This window comes from Lautropia dentalis, from assembly GCF_003892345.1.
Taxonomy (GTDB): Bacteria; Pseudomonadota; Gammaproteobacteria; order Burkholderiales; family Burkholderiaceae_E; genus Lautropia; species Lautropia dentalis.
Window position 1 is genome coordinate 611,216 of record NZ_RRUE01000001.1, and the last position, 16,943, is coordinate 628,158.

The 16,943-nt window shown below is 64.5% G+C and carries 10 protein-coding genes and 3 tRNA genes; 12 read left to right on the forward strand and 1 reads right to left on the reverse strand.

Annotated features, from left to right (window positions below):
* The first annotated feature begins 179 nt into the window (after window positions 1-179).
* From brnQ to greA, 4 genes are all read left to right on the forward strand, one after another.
* Window positions 180-1,535, forward strand: a complete 1,356-nt coding sequence (gene brnQ, locus EHV23_RS02350) for a branched-chain amino acid transport system II carrier protein (protein ID WP_125094543.1) — start codon at window positions 180-182, stop codon at window positions 1,533-1,535.
* A gap of 122 nt (window positions 1,536-1,657) precedes the next feature.
* On the forward strand, window positions 1,658-3,001 hold the full coding sequence (gene carA / locus EHV23_RS02355; protein WP_125094544.1) for a glutamine-hydrolyzing carbamoyl-phosphate synthase small subunit: 1,344 nt from the start codon (window positions 1,658-1,660) through the stop codon (window positions 2,999-3,001).
* A 15-nt stretch (window positions 3,002-3,016) separates the two neighbouring features.
* Window positions 3,017-6,346 carry a carbamoyl-phosphate synthase large subunit gene (gene carB / locus EHV23_RS02360; RefSeq protein ID WP_125094545.1) on the forward strand — a complete coding sequence of 1,110 codons (3,330 nt, stop codon included), beginning with the start codon at window positions 3,017-3,019 and terminating at the stop codon, window positions 6,344-6,346.
* A gap of 414 nt (window positions 6,347-6,760) precedes the next feature.
* Window positions 6,761-7,240 (forward strand): transcription elongation factor GreA, encoded by a 480-nt coding sequence (gene greA / locus EHV23_RS02365; RefSeq protein WP_125094546.1) that lies wholly within the window; start codon window positions 6,761-6,763, stop codon window positions 7,238-7,240.
* A 175-nt stretch (window positions 7,241-7,415) separates the two neighbouring features.
* Here the strand turns inward: greA and yhbY are convergent, their stop codons facing one another.
* A complete protein-coding gene (yhbY, locus tag EHV23_RS02370) occupies window positions 7,416-7,724 on the reverse strand; it encodes a ribosome assembly RNA-binding protein YhbY (RefSeq protein ID WP_238990241.1) in 309 nt (102 codons plus the stop codon).
* A 134-nt stretch (window positions 7,725-7,858) separates the two neighbouring features.
* Here yhbY and EHV23_RS02375 point away from each other — a divergent pair, with 134 nt between their 5' ends.
* From EHV23_RS02375 to EHV23_RS02410, 8 genes are all read left to right on the forward strand, one after another.
* Window positions 7,859-8,566 carry an RlmE family RNA methyltransferase gene (locus EHV23_RS02375; RefSeq protein WP_125094547.1) on the forward strand — a complete coding sequence of 236 codons (708 nt, stop codon included), beginning with the start codon at window positions 7,859-7,861 and terminating at the stop codon, window positions 8,564-8,566.
* 394 nt (window positions 8,567-8,960) lie between these two features.
* Window positions 8,961-10,868 (forward strand): ATP-dependent zinc metalloprotease FtsH, encoded by a 1,908-nt coding sequence (gene ftsH, locus EHV23_RS02380; protein ID WP_125094548.1) that lies wholly within the window; start codon window positions 8,961-8,963, stop codon window positions 10,866-10,868.
* A gap of 1,267 nt (window positions 10,869-12,135) precedes the next feature.
* Entirely contained in the window at window positions 12,136-13,068 is a 933-nt protein-coding gene (folP, locus tag EHV23_RS02385; RefSeq protein ID WP_125094549.1) for a dihydropteroate synthase, read from the forward strand.
* 10 nt (window positions 13,069-13,078) lie between these two features.
* The gene (gene glmM / locus EHV23_RS02390; protein WP_125094550.1) at window positions 13,079-14,413 is read left to right on the forward strand and encodes a phosphoglucosamine mutase; all 1,335 of its coding nucleotides are present in this window, start codon (window positions 13,079-13,081) and stop codon (window positions 14,411-14,413) included.
* 208 nt (window positions 14,414-14,621) lie between these two features.
* Window positions 14,622-14,698, forward strand: a tRNA-Pro gene (locus EHV23_RS02395).
* Window positions 14,699-14,769: 71 nt separating this feature from the next.
* Window positions 14,770-14,846 (forward strand) — tRNA-Arg (locus EHV23_RS02400).
* A 21-nt stretch (window positions 14,847-14,867) separates the two neighbouring features.
* Window positions 14,868-14,943, forward strand: a tRNA-His gene (locus EHV23_RS02405).
* A gap of 1,061 nt (window positions 14,944-16,004) precedes the next feature.
* Window positions 16,005-16,865: a nuclear transport factor 2 family protein gene (locus tag EHV23_RS02410; protein WP_125094551.1), complete on the forward strand. Its 861-nt coding sequence runs from the start codon at window positions 16,005-16,007 to the stop codon at window positions 16,863-16,865.
* The last annotated feature ends 78 nt before the right edge of the window (window positions 16,866-16,943 follow it).

Below are 16,943 nucleotides of genomic sequence, written 5' to 3' on the forward strand. Positions count from 1 at the left end.
TCTGCCAGCGAGCAGGGTGGCCTGACCGGAACGGAGGGTATGGGGCTTCCGGAAGATGCGGGCATCAGCGGGGTTCGGGTCCGTGAGTATTTCGGGGGCCGTGAGTATTCATGGGAAGCCGGAGACCCTTGCCGTGCCTGTGGCACAATATATTCATAAACCGTCGGTTCCATATTCCCATGAACAATATCAACAAGAGATCGGCATTCGTGGCCACGGGCCTGATGCTGTTTGCGCTGTTCTTCGGCTCGGGCAATCTCATCTACCCCCCCACCATGGGGCAGCAGGCTGGCTCCAGCATCGTGCCGGCCATGCTCGGCTTTCTGGTCACCGGTGTCGGGCTGCCGCTGATGGGGGTGCTGGCCATTGCGTACTCCCGTTCGCGTGACATCCAGCAGCTGGCCAGCCGGGTCAGCGTCTGGTATGGGGTGGCGTTCTCGGTGGCGCTGTATCTGTCCATCGGGCCACTCTTCGTGGCGCCGCGCAATGCCACCGTGGCCTTCGACATCGGCATCAAGCCCTTTCTGGGCGAAGGTGATCATCCGGGCTGGCTGGCCGGTTTTGCCGTCATCTTCTACATCCTGAGCTTCTGGCTGTCGGTGTCGCCGGGCAAGCTGGTGGACCGGGTGGGCAAGGTGCTCACGCCGGCGCTGCTGCTGTCCATTGCCATTCTGGTGGTGTATGCAGCCTTCAACCCGATGGCACCGCTGCAGGCCCCGTCGCCCGAGTATGCGGCCCATCCGGTGGTGAAGGGGCTGATCGAGGGCTACGGCACGATGGATGCGCTGGCCTCGCTGGTGTTTGCCATCATCGTGATCAATGCCGTGCGCAGCATGGGCTTCGAACGCAACGCCGACATCATGTCGCTGACCGCCCGGGCCGGGCTGGTGGCGGTGACGTTCCTGGCCATCGTCTATGCCTTCGTGGCCTACATGGGTGCGAGCAGCGTGGGGGTCATGGGCTTTCAGGAAAATGGCGCCGCCGTGCTGGCCAAGAGCGCCACACACTACTTTGGCTATCCCGGCAATTTCCTGCTGGCCGTCATCGTGGTGCTGGCCTGCCTGTCCACGTCGGTGGGGCTAATCACCTCCTGCGGCGAATATTTCGTGCGGCTGATTCCCGGGGTGCCGTTCCGGGTGTGGATCATCCTGTTCACGCTCATCTCGTTCGTGCTCTCCAACGCCGGGCTTTCCACCATCATCAAGTTCTCGGTGCCGCTGCTGATGCTGCTGTATCCGCTGACGGTGGTGCTCATCCTGCTGGCCTTCCTGAACAACCTGTTCGGTGGCCGCCAGGTGGTCTATGCCTGCACGCTGCTGGGGACGGCACCCATCGCCATCATCGACGGCTGGCGCACGCTGCACACCATGCTCGAAGGCGCGCCGGATGCCTGGATCCTGCAGGCCGATGCCTGGCTCAAGGGCGCACTGCCGTTCTATGCCGAGGGGCTGGGCTGGGTGCTGCCGGCGGCCGCCGGTTTCGTGGTGGGGCTGGTGCTGAGCCGGGTCGGGGGAGGCATGCGACCCGCAGGCTGATGTTCGCGGCGGCACCGGGCCGGCCCCTGACGTGTGTCAGCCCGGTACGGATCTGCCTGCCGCGCCGCAGCAACCGCATTGGCCGTATGGCATAATTGAGCGGTTTACCTGTCGGGTGGGATATGCCGAATCCATTTGCTCCAAAGCTGCCCCGTGCGGCCCTCGTTCTGGCGGACGGGACCGTGTTTTCTGGATATTCCTTTGGAGCCCCCGGGCTCTCGGCCGGGGAGGTGGTTTTCAATACCGCCATGACCGGCTATCAGGAAATCCTCTCTGATCCCTCCTACGCCCGCCAGATCGTCACGCTTACCAGCGCCCAGATCGGCAACACCGGCGTCAACCCCGAAGACATGGAGTCCCGCGCCGTGCCGGTGGCGGGGCTCGTCATCCGCGCACTGCCGCAGCAGGTCTCCAGCTGGCGCGCCACCCAGTCGCTGCCCGATTTCCTGAAGGAACACGGCAAGCTGGGCCTGGTTGGCATCGACACCCGCCGGCTCACCCGCCTGCTGCGCGAGCGCGGCTCGCAGAATGGCTGCCTGGTGGCCGCCGCCGAGGTGGGGCAGGAACCCGACATCGAGGCCGCGCTGGCCGCGGCCAAAGCCTTCCCCGGGCTGGCCGGCATGGACCTGGCCAAGGAATATACCGTCGACGGTCACTATCCGTGGGAAGAGGGCAGCTGGTCACTGGAAAAGGGCCATCGTGCCCAGCCACACCTGAAGGGCGAGGCCGCCGCCGCTGCGGCCCGGGCTGCTTCCGGCAGCGCCAGTGCAGCCGGTACGGCCGCGTCTGCAAACACGGCCACGGCCGGCACCGGCAAGGTCACGGCTGCTGCTGCACCGTCCCCCACCGGCGCGCAGACGGGCCTGCCCGATCCATCCGCCCCGCACAGCCGGCGCTTCCGCGTCGTGGCCTACGACTTCGGCACCAAGCTCAACATCCTGCGCCTGCTGGCCGATCAGGGCTGTGATGTCACCGTCGTCCCGGCGCAGACGCCGGCGGCCGACGTGCTGGCCATGCAGCCCGATGGGGTCTTCTTCTCCAACGGCCCCGGCGACCCGGAGCCCTGTACCTACGCCATCGATGCGCTGCGCACCTTCATCGACCGCAAGGTGCCGTTTTTCGGCATCTGCCTGGGCCACCAGCTGCTGGGCCTGGCTGCGGGCGCCCGCACTGTCAAGATGAAGTTCGGCCACCACGGCGCCAACCATCCGGTGAAGGATCTCGACACCGGCCGTGTCTGCATCACCAGCCAGAACCACGGCTTCGCGGTGGATGCCGCCTCGCTGCCGGCCAACGTGCGCACCACCCACGTCTCGCTGTTCGATGGCTCGCTGCAGGGCATCGCGCTCACCGATGCGCCGGCCTTCAGCTTCCAGGGCCACCCCGAGGCCTCGCCCGGTCCGCACGACGTGGCCTACCTGTTTGAACGTTTTGCCCAGCTGATGGCCGGGCACCGCAGCCATTGAGCGAGTGACCGCATCATGCCCAAACGTACCGATCTCAAAAGCATCCTGATCATCGGCGCCGGCCCGATCGTCATCGGCCAGGCCTGCGAATTCGACTACTCCGGCGCGCAGGCGTGCAAGGCGCTGCGCCAGGAAGGCTACAAGGTCATTCTGGTCAACAGCAACCCGGCCACCATCATGACCGACCCGGAGATGGCCGATGTCACCTACATCGAACCCATCACCTGGCAGGTGCTCGAGCGCATCATCGAGAAGGAACGCCCCGACGCCATCCTGCCCACCATGGGGGGCCAGACGGCGCTCAACTGCGCGCTGGACCTGCACAACCAGGGCGTGCTCGACAAATACGGTGTCGAGCTGATCGGCGCCCGCCCGGCGGCCATCGAGAAGGCCGAAGATCGCCAGAAGTTCAAGCAGGCCATGGAAAGCATCGGTCTGGGTTCGGCCCGCTCGGCCATCGCCCACAGCATGGACGAGGCCTGGGCGGCCCAGCGCGAGATCGGCTTCCCGGTCATCATCCGCCCCAGCTTCACGCTGGGCGGCACCGGTGGTGGCATTGCCTACAACGCCGAAGAGTTCGAGACCATCTGCAAGGCCGGTCTGGAACTCTCGCCCACCAACGAGCTGCTCATCGAAGAGAGCCTCATTGGCTGGAAAGAGTTCGAGATGGAGGTGGTGCGAGACCACCAGGACAACTGCATCATCGTCTGCTCCATCGAGAACCTCGACCCCATGGGTGTGCACACCGGCGATTCCATCACCGTGGCACCTGCGCAGACGCTGACTGACAAGGAATACCAGCTGATGCGCAACGCCTCCATCGCGGTGCTGCGCGAAATCGGCGTCGATACCGGCGGTTCCAACGTGCAGTTCGCCATCCACCCGCAGACCGGGCGGATGATCGTCATTGAAATGAACCCGCGCGTGTCGCGTTCCTCGGCGCTGGCCTCCAAGGCCACGGGCTTCCCCATCGCCAAGGTGGCGGCCAAGCTGGCCGTTGGCTATACGCTGGACGAGCTGAAGAACGAGATCACCGGCGGTGCCACGCCAGCCTCGTTCGAACCGACCATCGACTACGTGGTCGTCAAGATTCCGCGCTTTGCCTTCGAAAAATTCCCGCAGGCCGACAACCGCCTCAGCACCCAGATGAAATCGGTGGGCGAGGTGATGGCCATCGGCCGTACCTTCCAGCAGGCGCTGCAGAAGGCCATGCGGGGGCTGGAAATCGGTGTCGATGGCCTGAACCAGATGACCACCGACCGCCAGGTGATCGAAAAGGAACTGGGCGAGCCCGGCTCCGAGCGCATCTGGTATGTGGGCGATGCCTTTGCCCAGGGCTTCACCCTCGAGGAAGTGCACCAGCTCACGAAGATCGACCCGTGGTTCCTCGCCGAGGTCAAGGAAATCGTCGACATCGAGCTGCAGCTCGACACCATGACGCTGGGTGACCTGGACGCAGAAACCCTGCGCACGCTGAAGCAGAAGGGCTTCTCCGACCGGCGCCTCGGCTACCTGCTCGAAAGCACCGAGCACGAGATCCGCCGGCTGCGCCACCGTCTGGGCGTGCGGCCGGTCTACAAACGGGTCGATACCTGTGCGGCCGAGTTTGCCACGCAGACCGCCTACCTGTACTCCACCTACGAGGACGAGTGCGAGGCCGCTCCGACCGACCGGAAAAAGGTGATCGTGCTGGGGGGCGGGCCGAACCGGATCGGGCAGGGCATCGAGTTCGACTACTGCTGCGTGCATGCCTCCTTTGCGCTGCGCGATGACGGTTTCGAGACCATCATGGTCAACTGCAACCCCGAAACCGTCTCCACCGACTACGACACCTCCGACCGCCTGTACTTCGAGCCAGTCACGCTCGAAGACGTGCTGGAGATCGTCGAGCTGGAAAAACCGGTCGGTGTCATCGTACAGTACGGCGGCCAGACGCCGCTGAAGCTCGCCCGCGCGCTGGAAGCCGCCGGGGTGCCCATCATCGGCACCTCGCCCGATTCCATCGACATCGCCGAAGACCGCGAGCGCTTCCAGAAGCTGCTCAACCGGCTGGGCCTGCTGCAGCCGCCCAACCGCACGGCGCGTACCGATGCCGAGGCCATCACCATGGCCAACGAGATCGGCTATCCGCTGGTGGTGCGTCCCAGCTACGTGCTCGGCGGCCGCGCCATGGAAATCGTCCATGAACAGCGCGATCTCGAACGCTACATGCGCGAGGCCGTCAAGGTCAGCAACGATTCCCCGGTGCTGCTCGACCGCTTCCTCAACGATGCCATCGAGGTCGATGTGGACTGCCTCTGCGACGGCGAGCGCGTCGTCATCGGTGGCGTGATGGAGCACATCGAACAGGCCGGCGTGCACTCCGGCGACTCGGCCTGCTCGCTGCCGCCGTGGTCGCTGTCGTCCGCCCTGGTCGAGGAGATCAAGCGCCAGACCGTGCTGATGGCCAAGGCACTGAAGGTCAACGGCCTGATGAACGTGCAGTTCGCCATCCAGAAGGTCGAGGACGAAATTCCCGTGGCCTCGGCCACGCCGGCCGGGCAGGGGACTGCGGCAGGGGCCGCTCCGGCCGACACCATCGTCGATGGCAACCACGTCTACGTGCTGGAAGTGAATCCGCGCGCCTCGCGCACCGTGCCCTTCGTCTCCAAGGCCACCGGCGTGCAGCTGGCCAAGGTGGCGGCGCGCTGCATGGCCGGCCGCACGCTGGCCGAACAGGGCGTCACCGCCGAGGTCGTGCCCGACTACTTCTCCATCAAGGAAGCCGTCTTCCCGTTCAGCAAGTTCCAGGGTGTGGACACCATCCTCGGGCCGGAAATGAAGTCCACCGGCGAAGTGATGGGCGTCGACTACTCGTTCGGGGCCGCCTTCATCAAGTCGCAGGTCGGCGGCGGCGTGCGCATGCCCACCGGCGGCACGGCCTTCATCTCGGTCAAGCTCATCGACCGGCCCAAGGCCATCCGTGCGGCCCGCATCCTGCATGACATGGGCTTCAGGCTGGTGGCCACCCGCGGTACCGCCGGTGCCCTTGCCGAGGCGGGTCTGCCCGTCACCCCGGTCAACAAGGTGCAGGAAGGCCGCCCGAACGTGGTCGATATCCTCAAGAACGGCGAGATCTCGCTGCTGATCAACTCGGTGGAAGAGCGCCGCAGCGCCATCTCCGACTCACGCGCCATCCGTACCACGGCCCTGGCGCAGCGCGTGACCTTCTACACCACCATCGCCAGCGCGCTGGCAGCGGTGGAAGGCATGCAGCTCGAGTCGAAGGGCGCCCCGGAGGTCTACGCCCTGCAGGAACTGCATGCCAACCTGAAGAAGAAGCAGGCTACCCGGGGTGCGTCCTGAGCCGTGTTGCCCAGGAGGTCCTTTGGCGCCCCTACCCGGGTGGGGTGGATCGGTGCGTTGTCATTTGCCGTCAATAGTCATGCTGTTGCCGACAAATGACTCCTTTTGATTCACTCCGATCCCGGGCGCAGAACGTTCACGGGCCTTTGTTGCGCTCCCCTTGCATCGTTTGGTCCGGATTGTGCGGCCCATGCCGGCACGGTGTGGCCCGTTTCGGCACGGTGCAGCCCGCTTCAGCATGACCACGCAATCCGTCCTTTCTGTCGCATGATCGCGCAACCCGTCTTTTTTGTATCGTGAAAGGATATAGGCGCCGCCTGCCAAATCGTGTAAACTGAAGGCATTGATTGATCGTCAGACCCCGAGGCCGTTCTGCCCCGGGGTCTTTGTCTTTTTCTGGGAGATTCCCCCGTCATGGCCACCTCCGTTCCGTTGACCAAGCACGGTGCACAGCTGCTCAAGGACGAACTGCAACGCCTCAAGTCGGTCGAGCGGCCGAACGTCATCAACGCCATTGCCGAAGCGCGCGCCCAGGGCGACCTCTCGGAAAACGCCGAGTACGAATCCGCCAAGGAGTGCCAGAGCTTCATCGAAGGCCGCATTGCCGAACTGGAAGGCAAGCTCTCGGCCGCCCAGATCATCGATCCGGCCACGCTGGACGCCGATGGTCGCGTGGTGTTCGGCGCCACCGTCCAGCTCGAGGACATCGAGTCCGGCGACAAGGTCACCTACCAGATCGTCGGTGACGACGAGGCCGACATCAAACTGTCCAAGATCTCCATCTCCAGCCCGCTGGCCCGCGCCCTCATCGGCAAGTACGCCGGCGACGTGGCTTCCTTCCAGGCCCCCGGCGGCGAACGCGAGTACGAAGTGCTGGAAGTGCTGTACAAGTAGCAAAGGCCCCGTGGGCAAAGATCCCGCTGCGAGCAAAGCCTCCGCTGCAGCCCCGTTGTCCGGCTCATGCCGGGGGCAGGCTGCCTGACCGTAACCGGCGCATAGCTGACCGTGCTCCTGCCCTATCGGGGTCATAGAAAAAATCAGCTTGCGGCCGGTGTCGGCCGCGCTATCATCAGATACCGGTGTCTTCTTCCGGCTTCGGCCGGAAGAGCACCAGCACATTGCCAACCAGCTGCACCGCCGCACTGGACGTGCTGTCGGTGATCTCATCCCTGGCGGCCTGCCGGGCCTCGCGGTCCATGCCCGCCAGCCGTACCTTGATCAGCTCATGGGCGCGCAGCGCCCGGTCGATCTCCTGCAGCACGGCAGGGGTGAGACCGGCTGCGCCCAGCAGCACGACGGGGTTCAGGGGGTGTGCCTGGGCGGCCAGCGCCTTGCGCTCGGCCTTGTCCAGCATCAGGGTCGGCATGGTCTTGTGCATCGAAGAGTTGCAATCCTCCATTCTAGAGCGTGTCACGGATCCGGTCGCGCCGTATCGGCGCATCATGTTCCTGACAGGCCCCTGAAGTCCGATAACCGCGGATCCCCTGGTCCGGTCCGTCTTCCCGAGTCGTCGTGTACAGCAGTCGCAGCAAGAAAGTGAACAAGGCCTGGCTTCACGATCACATCAATGATCCCTACGTGAAGCTGGCGCAGCGCCATCACTACCGTGCCCGGGCGGCCTTCAAGCTCATCGGCATCGACGAGCAGGACCACCTCATCAGGCCGGGCATGACCGTGGTGGATCTGGGCTCGGCCCCCGGCAGCTGGTCACAGGTGGTTCGCCGGCGTCTGGCCGCGCCGAATCTGGCTCCCGACGTGCGCGTGGCCGACGACCTGCGCAGCGAGGCCCCCCAGATTCCCGTGCAGGGTCGCGTCATCGCACTGGACATGCTGCCCATGGACCCCATCCCGGGCGTCGAGTATTTTCAGGGTGACTTTCGCGAGCAGGCCGTGCTCGATCAGCTCGAATCCCTGCTGCAGGGCCAGAAGGTGGATCTTGTTTTGTCCGACATGGCCCCCAACTTGAGCGGAGTGGGTGTCGCCGACGCCGCCCGCATGCAGGACCTGGCCGAACTGTCGGTGGATTTTGCCAGTCGCTGGCTCAAGCCCGAGGGCGCGCTGCTCATCAAGGTCTTCCATGGCAGCGGCTACAGCCAGCTGGTGCGCCTCTTCAAGGATCACTTCGCCGTCGTGCAGCCCCGCAAGCCCAAAGCCTCGCGTGACCGCTCGGCCGAAACCTACCTGCTGGGACGGCGCCTGAAGGCGCCGGCGGCCGGGTGAGAAGGGGGGCATGGGGCCGTGCGTGCTCGGGTATCCGTGGTGCCGGGTGGCGCGTTCCGGGCGCGGGTGTTCGGGCAGCGGTGTTCAGACGCATGTGTTCGGGCACAAGTGTTCAGACACCAGGTGTTCAGACTCAGGTGCTCGGACACAGATACTCGGATACAGGCATCTGGATGCGGGTGGTTACACCTTCCTTCGGTGCGGGCATTCCGTCCCACAGCGCCCCGGGGCAGCTGCGAACAGGGCATCCGGGCAGGGCAGCCAGGCCACACGGGCAGCCTCCTGAGCCGTTCATCAGTCATCATCAGGCAGAAAAGTACGGGCAACACCATGCAACAGCGTAGAATCAACTGGCCACGGGCATCTTGCCCGCGTGCCTCATGAGGAAGAGCAGGTGAACAACGCATTTTCCAAAGCAGCCGTCTGGGTGATCATCGCCCTGGTTCTGTTCACCGTGTTTCGGCAGTTCGAAACACGGCAGAGCCGGGTGGGCGACATTCCCTATTCGCAATTCATGAAAGAGGCCGAGAACGGCCAGGTCGACAGCGTGCAGATCGACGGCCGTGCCGTGCGCGTCCGCACCCGCGACGGCCGTACCCTGTCCACCTATGTCCCGTCCACCGGTGACATCTGGATGGTCAGCGACCTGATGAAGTACGGTGTGCAGGTCAATGCCAAGCCCGAAGAAGAGCAGTCGGTGCTGATGCAGATCTTCATCTCCTGGTTCCCCATGCTGCTGCTCATCGGCGTGTGGATCTTCTTCATGCGCCAGATGCAGGGCGGGGGGCGTGGTGGCGCCTTCTCCTTCGGCAAGAGCCGGGCCCGCATGCTGGACGAGAACAACAACCCCGTCACCTTTGCCGACGTGGCCGGTGCCGATGAAGCCAAGGAAGAAGTGCAGGAGATGGTCGAATTCCTGCGCGATCCCTCCCGCTTCCAGAAGCTGGGCGGCCGCATTCCCCGTGGCGTGCTGATGGTCGGCCCCCCGGGTACCGGTAAAACCCTGCTGGCCCGTGCCATCGCCGGCGAGGCCAAGGTGCCGTTCTTCTCCATCTCCGGTTCGGACTTCGTCGAGATGTTCGTCGGCGTGGGTGCCGCGCGTGTGCGCGACATGTTCGAAAATGCCAAGAAGCACGCTCCCTGCATCGTCTTCATCGACGAGATCGATGCCGTTGGCCGCCAGCGTGGTGCCGGCCTGGGTGGTGGCAATGACGAGCGCGAACAGACGCTGAACCAGCTGCTGGTCGAGATGGACGGCTTCGAAACCGGCCAGGGCATCATCCTGATCGCCGCCACCAACCGCCCCGACGTGCTGGACCCGGCGCTGCTGCGTCCCGGCCGCTTCGACCGCCAGGTGGTGGTGTCGCTGCCCGACATCCGTGGCCGCGAGCAGATCCTCACCGTGCACATGCGCAAGGTGCCGGTGGGGCCGGATGTGAAGGCCGACGTGCTGGCTCGTGGCACGCCGGGCATGTCCGGCGCCGACCTGGCCAACCTGGTCAACGAGGCCGCCCTGTTTGCCGCCCGGCGCAATGCCCGCCTGGTCGAGATGATCGACTTCGAGCGTGCCAAGGACAAGATCCTGATGGGTACCGAGCGCCGTTCCATGGTCATGACCGAGGACGAGCGCAAGAGCACCGCCTATCACGAGTCCGGCCACGCCATCCTGGGCCGCCTGCTGCCCAAGGCCGATCCGGTGCACAAGGTCACCATCATTCCGCGCGGCCGTGCGCTGGGTGTGACCATGTCGCTGCCCGAGCGTGACCGCTACAGCTACGACCGTGTCTACATGCTGAGCCAGATCGCCATGCTCTTCGGCGGCCGCATTGCCGAGGAGGTGTTCATGAACGAGATGACCACCGGCGCTTCCAACGACTTCGAGCGGGCCACGCATCTGGCCCGCGACATGGTCACACGCTACGGCATGAGCGAGCGTCTGGGGCCGATGGTCTACGCCGAGAACGAGAGTGAGGTGTTCCTCGGCCGTTCGGTAACGAAGACCAACAATGTCTCGGAAGAGACGATGCGTCAGGTGGATCAGGAGATCCGCAGGATCATCGACGAGCAGTATTCGCTGGCCCGTCGCCTGATCGAGGAGCATGCCGACAAGATGCACGCGATGGCGAAGGCGCTGCTGGAGTGGGAAACCATCGGTGTCGAGCAGATCGACGACATCATGGCCGGCCGGCCGCCGCAGCCGCCGAAGGACTGGTCGCCGAAGGGGGGCAACAATTCGTCGCCCACGCCGCCGGCCCAGCCGCCCGCGGTGGAGTCCGAGCCCAACCCGGCGGCTTCGGCCTGATGGTGGGGGCTCCTGCCCCCTGAAAGCCACCGCTGTGGACAGTACGGAAAACGGCTCTTCGGGGCCGTTTCTGCATTCTGACGCCCCGGTTCGTGGAAGATGGCCCCGTTGGGAGAGAACTGGCAAAGCTCCGGACTGGCAGGTTGCTTCCTTTCGCTCTGGGGCAGGCAGTTTACGCAAGACGCCTTCAGGAGGCGTCCCAGGGTATGAAGGACGGCTCCGGGGGGCGCTTTGATGCATGAAGGACGACTTTGAGCGGGGCGGCGTGGGGAGGGGGGCCCTCCTGCGGCTCATACACTCACGCCAACTTTGTTGCCCACGACCTGCGTCGTGGTCAACAAACTTGTCGGGCTGACACTTTCCGACAACCGGGGCTGCGCCCCGCCCGTCAGAAAGTGTTTGCCGCCTGCCGTGAAATCGCCGCAGGAGGGCCCCCTCCCCACGCCGCTTCACGGGTTCGGGCATTGCGGCTTCGACGCGAGGGGGCGGGATGACCTGATTGTCGTTATCCTCTGGTTGCCGCCAGACCCCCACTCCTTGCAACGCTTCACAGGCGTGGGCACGGTGGCTTTGACAGTGGTCAGGCAGAGAGAGGTTTTGTGGACCAGATCTCAGCCCGTCTCCTGCCGGCCTGCTGGGGGAAACACTGCCCTGGTTCCTGTGAGCAGCGATAGCCTGGCGCCTGTCGGGCCCGGTATCAACAGGCCTCCCGGATCATCGGTGAGACTGGGTCAGTATTCATGTCGGGTCGCCCGTCTGATCAAAGTTTCGGTTGTCCGGGACACGAGCACAGTGTTTTCTTCTTCTGCCTTCTGGTGACAGGTAGACCTGCTTATCTTGAGAAAAGCGACGTGGAGCGGGACGGCACTGCGGCGATTTCGCGGTCGGCGTGAAAACTTTGCAACGGGCGGGCGTAGCCCGGTTGTTGCAAAGTTTTATAGCCATCCAGTTTTGTTGACCACGACGCAGGTCGTGGGCAACAAAACTGGATTGAGCGTATGAGCCGCAGGGGCGTACCGGTCCGCGGCGCGTGCCACATCGGAGTCGTCTTTCATGCCGCGCGAAAGCACACCGGAGCCGCCCTCCATGCCGTGAGAACACACCGAAACCATCCTGTTTCCGTTGCTCAGGCGCGCAGCCAGGGCGGATTGAACGCTGTGGCTGTCTTGCCCGCACCGGGAATTTCCTTGTTCGCAGGAAATGCATCAACGACGTCCTCCAGCAGGAACCGTTAACATAAAGATCTTTGCCGATTCGCGCCCCCTCCATGCCCGCAGCACCATCCCCCAGCCCCGAAACCCCCGCCAGCGCCCCTGCGTACTGGCAGTGCGGGCGTTTCCGGCTGGCGCTGGACCGGCCGCAGATCATGGGCATCCTGAACATCACGGACGACTCCTTCTCCGACGGCGGGCGCTTTCGCGATCCGCAGGTAGCCATTGCCGCCGCGCGGCGGATGGTGGAAGAGGGCGCCGGCATCATCGACATCGGGGCCGAATCCACCCGCCCCGGCGCGCGAACCGTCTCGCCCGACGAGGAATGGGCGCGCCTCGCCCCCGTTATCGACGCCTTGGCCGGGCTGGATGTACCGTTGTCCATCGACACGCGTCATCCTGCCACCATGGTGAAGGCCCTCGCGGCAGGCGCCAGCATCATCAACGACATCTCCGGTTTTCGCGCGCCCGAAGCACGTGCCGCCGTGGCAGCCAGCGATGCCGGTGTCGTCACCATGCACATGCTGGGCGACTCGCCCGCCACCATGCAGGCCGATCCCCGGTACGGTGATGTGGTGGCCGAGGTCGGGCAGTTCCTGCTGGAGAGCCGGGCCGCGCTGATGGCTGCCGGCGTGGCGCCGGAGCGCATCTGCCTGGATCCGGGCTTTGGCTTTGGCAAGACGCTGGCACACAACCTGGCCCTCTACCGTGGCATTCCCGGCTGGGCGCAGGTAGCGCCGGTGCTGGTGGGGGTGTCACGCAAGTCCATGCTGGGGGCCATCACCGGCCAGCCGGTGGACCGCCGTCTGCCGGCCAGTCTGGCGGCGGCGCTGGCCGGCGTGCAGGCCGGTGCAACGATCGTACGGGTGCATGACGTACCCGAAACCGCCCAGGCGCTGGCCGTCTGGGTCGCGACAGGACTGCCGGCCATGCGGGCCGGGAGCGTTCACAATGCAGCAGGCCAGACGGGCCACACTGCCGAGGAGTAAAGAGAAGATCATGGGACGTCGTTATTTCGGAACCGATGGTGTACGGGGCAAAGTGGGCGAGCCGCCCATTACGCCGGAGTTCGTGATGCACCTGGGCTATGCCGCGGGCCGGATCTTCTCCGAAGGCACGCGCGGCAAACCGGCCGTCCTGCTGGGCAAGGACACCCGGATCTCCGGCTACCTGCTCGAAGCGGCGCTCACCGCGGGCTTCACCGCAGCGGGCGTGGATGTGCACGTGACTGGTCCCATTCCCACCCCGGCCATTGCCTACCTCACGCGCGGCCTGCGCCTGAACGCCGGTGTGGTGCTGTCGGCCTCGCACAACCCGTATGAAGACAATGGCATCAAGTTCTTCTCGGCCGATGGCAACAAGCTGCCCGACGAGATGGAAGAGCGCATCGAGATGCTGCTCGACGAGCCCATCGTCAGCGTCGAATCCCACCGGCTGGGCAAGGTGCACCGGGTCGACAGCGCCGCAGGCCGCTACATCGAGTTCTGCAAAAGCACCTTCCCGTACAGCCTGGACCTGAAGGGCCTGAAGCTGGTGGTCGACTGCGCCAACGGCGCTGCCTATCACACGGCCCCGCACGTCTTCCACGAGCTGGGGGCCGAGGTGATCGCCATCGGTACCGAACCCAACGGCACCAACATCAACGCCGGCGTCGGCGCCGTGCATCCCAAGACCATGGCCGCCGCCGTGCTGCGCGAGGGGGCCGACCTGGGCATTTCGCTCGATGGCGACGCCGACCGCCTGATCATGTGCGACGCCTCCGGCCGCATCTTCGATGGTGACGAGCTGCTCTACATCATGGTCATGGACCGGCTGGCCCGTCAGGGCAAGGTCGATGGCGTGGTGGGGACGCTGATGACCAACTACGCCTTCGAGCGCGCCATGGCCGACAAGGGCATTCCGTTCGAACGTGCCAAGGTGGGTGACCGCCATGTGCTGGAAATGCTGCAGCAGCGCGGCTGGCTGCTCGGGGGCGAGAACTCCGGTCACCTGCTGGCGCTGGATGCCCACAGCACCGGCGACGGCACCATCAGCGCCCTGCAGGTGCTGGCTGCCGTGCAGCGTACCGGCCACACGCTCTCCGAACTGAAGGGCGAGCTGCACCTGATGCCGCAGAAGATGATCAACGTACGCGTCAAGAAGGGTTTCGACTGGGAAGGGCACGAGGGCCTGCAGGCCAGCATTGCCGAGGCCAAGGCCCGTCTGGGCAACGAGGGTCGCGTGTTGATCCGCCCGTCCGGTACCGAGCCCGTGCTGCGCGTGATGGTCGAGTCCAGCTCCGCCTCGCTGGCCGCCGAACTGGCACAGATGATGGCCAATTCGCTCAATCACTGAAACCACACAGCCGTCGCCGTGATCGCCTGCAGGGCAGGGGATCGCGGCCCGAAATGGAAGAACGCCGGCCAGGCAGCCTCACGGGGCCGCGCCAGCGTTGCCGTCGATGCAGGCCCCGCGCGCTCCCGTATCCCCCGGAGACAGCTCCCGGTGCGAATGGCATAGCCCCCTTGGCAAACGTATTTTGCCTCGGTTATACTCACGCATTCGGGGTGTAGCGTAGCCTGGTAGCGCGCCTGGTTTGGGACCAGGATGTCGGGAGTTCGAATCTCTCCACCCCGACCAGCAAAAAAGCCGAAAATCATGGTATTATCCTGATCTGCCCGGCTCGCTGGGGTCCATCGGCCGGAATAGAACTGCCCGTAGCTCAGCTGGATAGAGCATCAGCCTTCTAAGCTGAGGGTCACAGGTTCGAATCCTGTCGGGCAGGCCAGTAGTTTTTTGCAGTTCAGTGGTGGCTGTAGCTCAGTTGGTAGAGTCCCGGATTGTGATTCCGGTTGTCGTGGGTTCGAGCCCCATCAGCCACCCCATTTTCTTGTCCCGGTTGTATCCTCCCTCGCCTCAGGCCTCCCGTTCCGGGTTGCGCCGTCCTGTAGCAGGTTCTCTGCTGCATTTTCCTTCCCCCATTTCCCTCCGTTGCAGTTTCATAACCGGCCTTCAGGCCTGGTGCGGCGCTGCCTGCGTTGGCGTCTTCAGGAACCGCCTGCACGACAAATCATGCGTGTCTGTCCCTGATGTGCCATGCCTGGCCGTTGCCTGAATCGCAAAACCTGCTTGACGGCAGGGCCGTATCTTCGTCCGACTGCCGGAATAAAAAGAAAAGTTTTGTCTGTTTGTTGGTCTATTGGAAACTTTGAGAAAACAAAATCCTTTTGTTGACACATGAGTATACGCAGGCAATATGCGTTTACCCGCCGGAGGAGAACAGACATTGTGCAGAACATGTGCCCAGCTGAAGGCTGATTCTTCCGTTCTAGAATGAATGCAGATGACCGAATGGGCTGCCGGTTCTGCCCGTCCGGTCCAGGGCGAGGATGGGCTTGGCATGTCCTGTCCGGGTTCTGCGTGTCCGGCTGTCGTGAGTTTCTGCGTGCGCCATGGCTGTGCGTTCGCAATGGCTGACCATGTGTAAAGGTGACCACGGCGGTCCCTTGCAGATTGCGGCGCCTCACGCAGAGCGCGTAGGCCAACGTGAGTGCAGTGGCCCATGCAGATCCGTCCCGTGGTCTCAGGTGCCGGGCGCGTGAGCGCGACACCGGGAGTCAGCCACCGCCAGCAACGTTCGGCACCCAGCCGGGCGCGCAGGTTCCGCAAGGGCATTGCATCGTGGTCCCGGATGATGTTCCCGTCGTGTGCCGCATTTGCTGAACACAATGCACGGCGATTCTCATTCGGATTCCGCAGTGCCCGGATGTCGTGGTGATTGAAACCGGTGCTGACGCCCGCAGGAGGTGCATTACCCGGTTTTACCGGTTATCCGGTTCTGTCCGGAGTCAGCCACAAGGGGCCCCGGAGATGAACGGGCCCATGACACGCCCTGAAGCCTGAACACATTCATTTGAAAGGTCATGCCGACCAGGAGCATTTGACGATGAGCGTCCCGTTCCATTTCGAGCAGGTACAGACCGCTGGTGGTGTGAGAGCCCCCGGGCTCTTCTACAGTGAGACATTGCCCAAGAACCCCTCCCTGCGGGCGCGCAACCGGCAGCAGGTCATCCGCGTGCATGATGCACTCTGCAACCGGCATGACGCCAGCGTGCTCGACACCGACTTTGCCCCGGGCTTCATCGACCATTCCCCCTTCATGTCGGGGGGCCTGCAGGGCGTTCGTGAAATGCTGGAACTGCTCCCCGACCTGCACCATGAGGTCGTGCGGGTGCTCGCCGACGGCGATCTGGTGGCCATCCATGGCCGCTACACCGGTCTGGGCAGCACGCCGCTCGTGGGCTTCGACATCTATCGCCTCAGCGGCGGCCGCATCGTCGAACACTGGGCCGCCCTGGCGGCCGAAGCCGCCCCCAATGCCAGCGGTCGCACCCAGCTCGATGGCCCGACCGCGCCGGGCCGTGGCGACGCCGAAGCCAATCGTGCCTTCGTGGTCCGTCATGTGGTGGGGACCCTGTTCAACGCCAACTACAGCGGCTTTCGCTTCAGCACCGACGGCACCCGCCTGCTGCAGCACAGCCCCGAAATGGCCGACGGCGTCGACGCCGCCATCGACTGGCACGACGCCCTGCGTACACGTGGACAGGCGCCCGACTATCAGCACATCCACCGTACCGTTGCCGAAGGCCAGTTCGTCCTGACCCACAGCGAAGCCCGTCTGGGCGGCGTCCGTCATGCCTGCGTCGAACTCTGGCGCATCGAAAACGGCCTGCTCGCCGAAATGTGGGATCTCATCGTCCCCATGCCCGAAGACGAATACGCGGTTCACCAGAACGGGGTGTTCTAGACCTGGACTCGGTGCACCTTCCCGGCATACGGCCGGGGCCTGTGCGGGGATGAATGAGTTCAGAACGCGCTCTGAAGG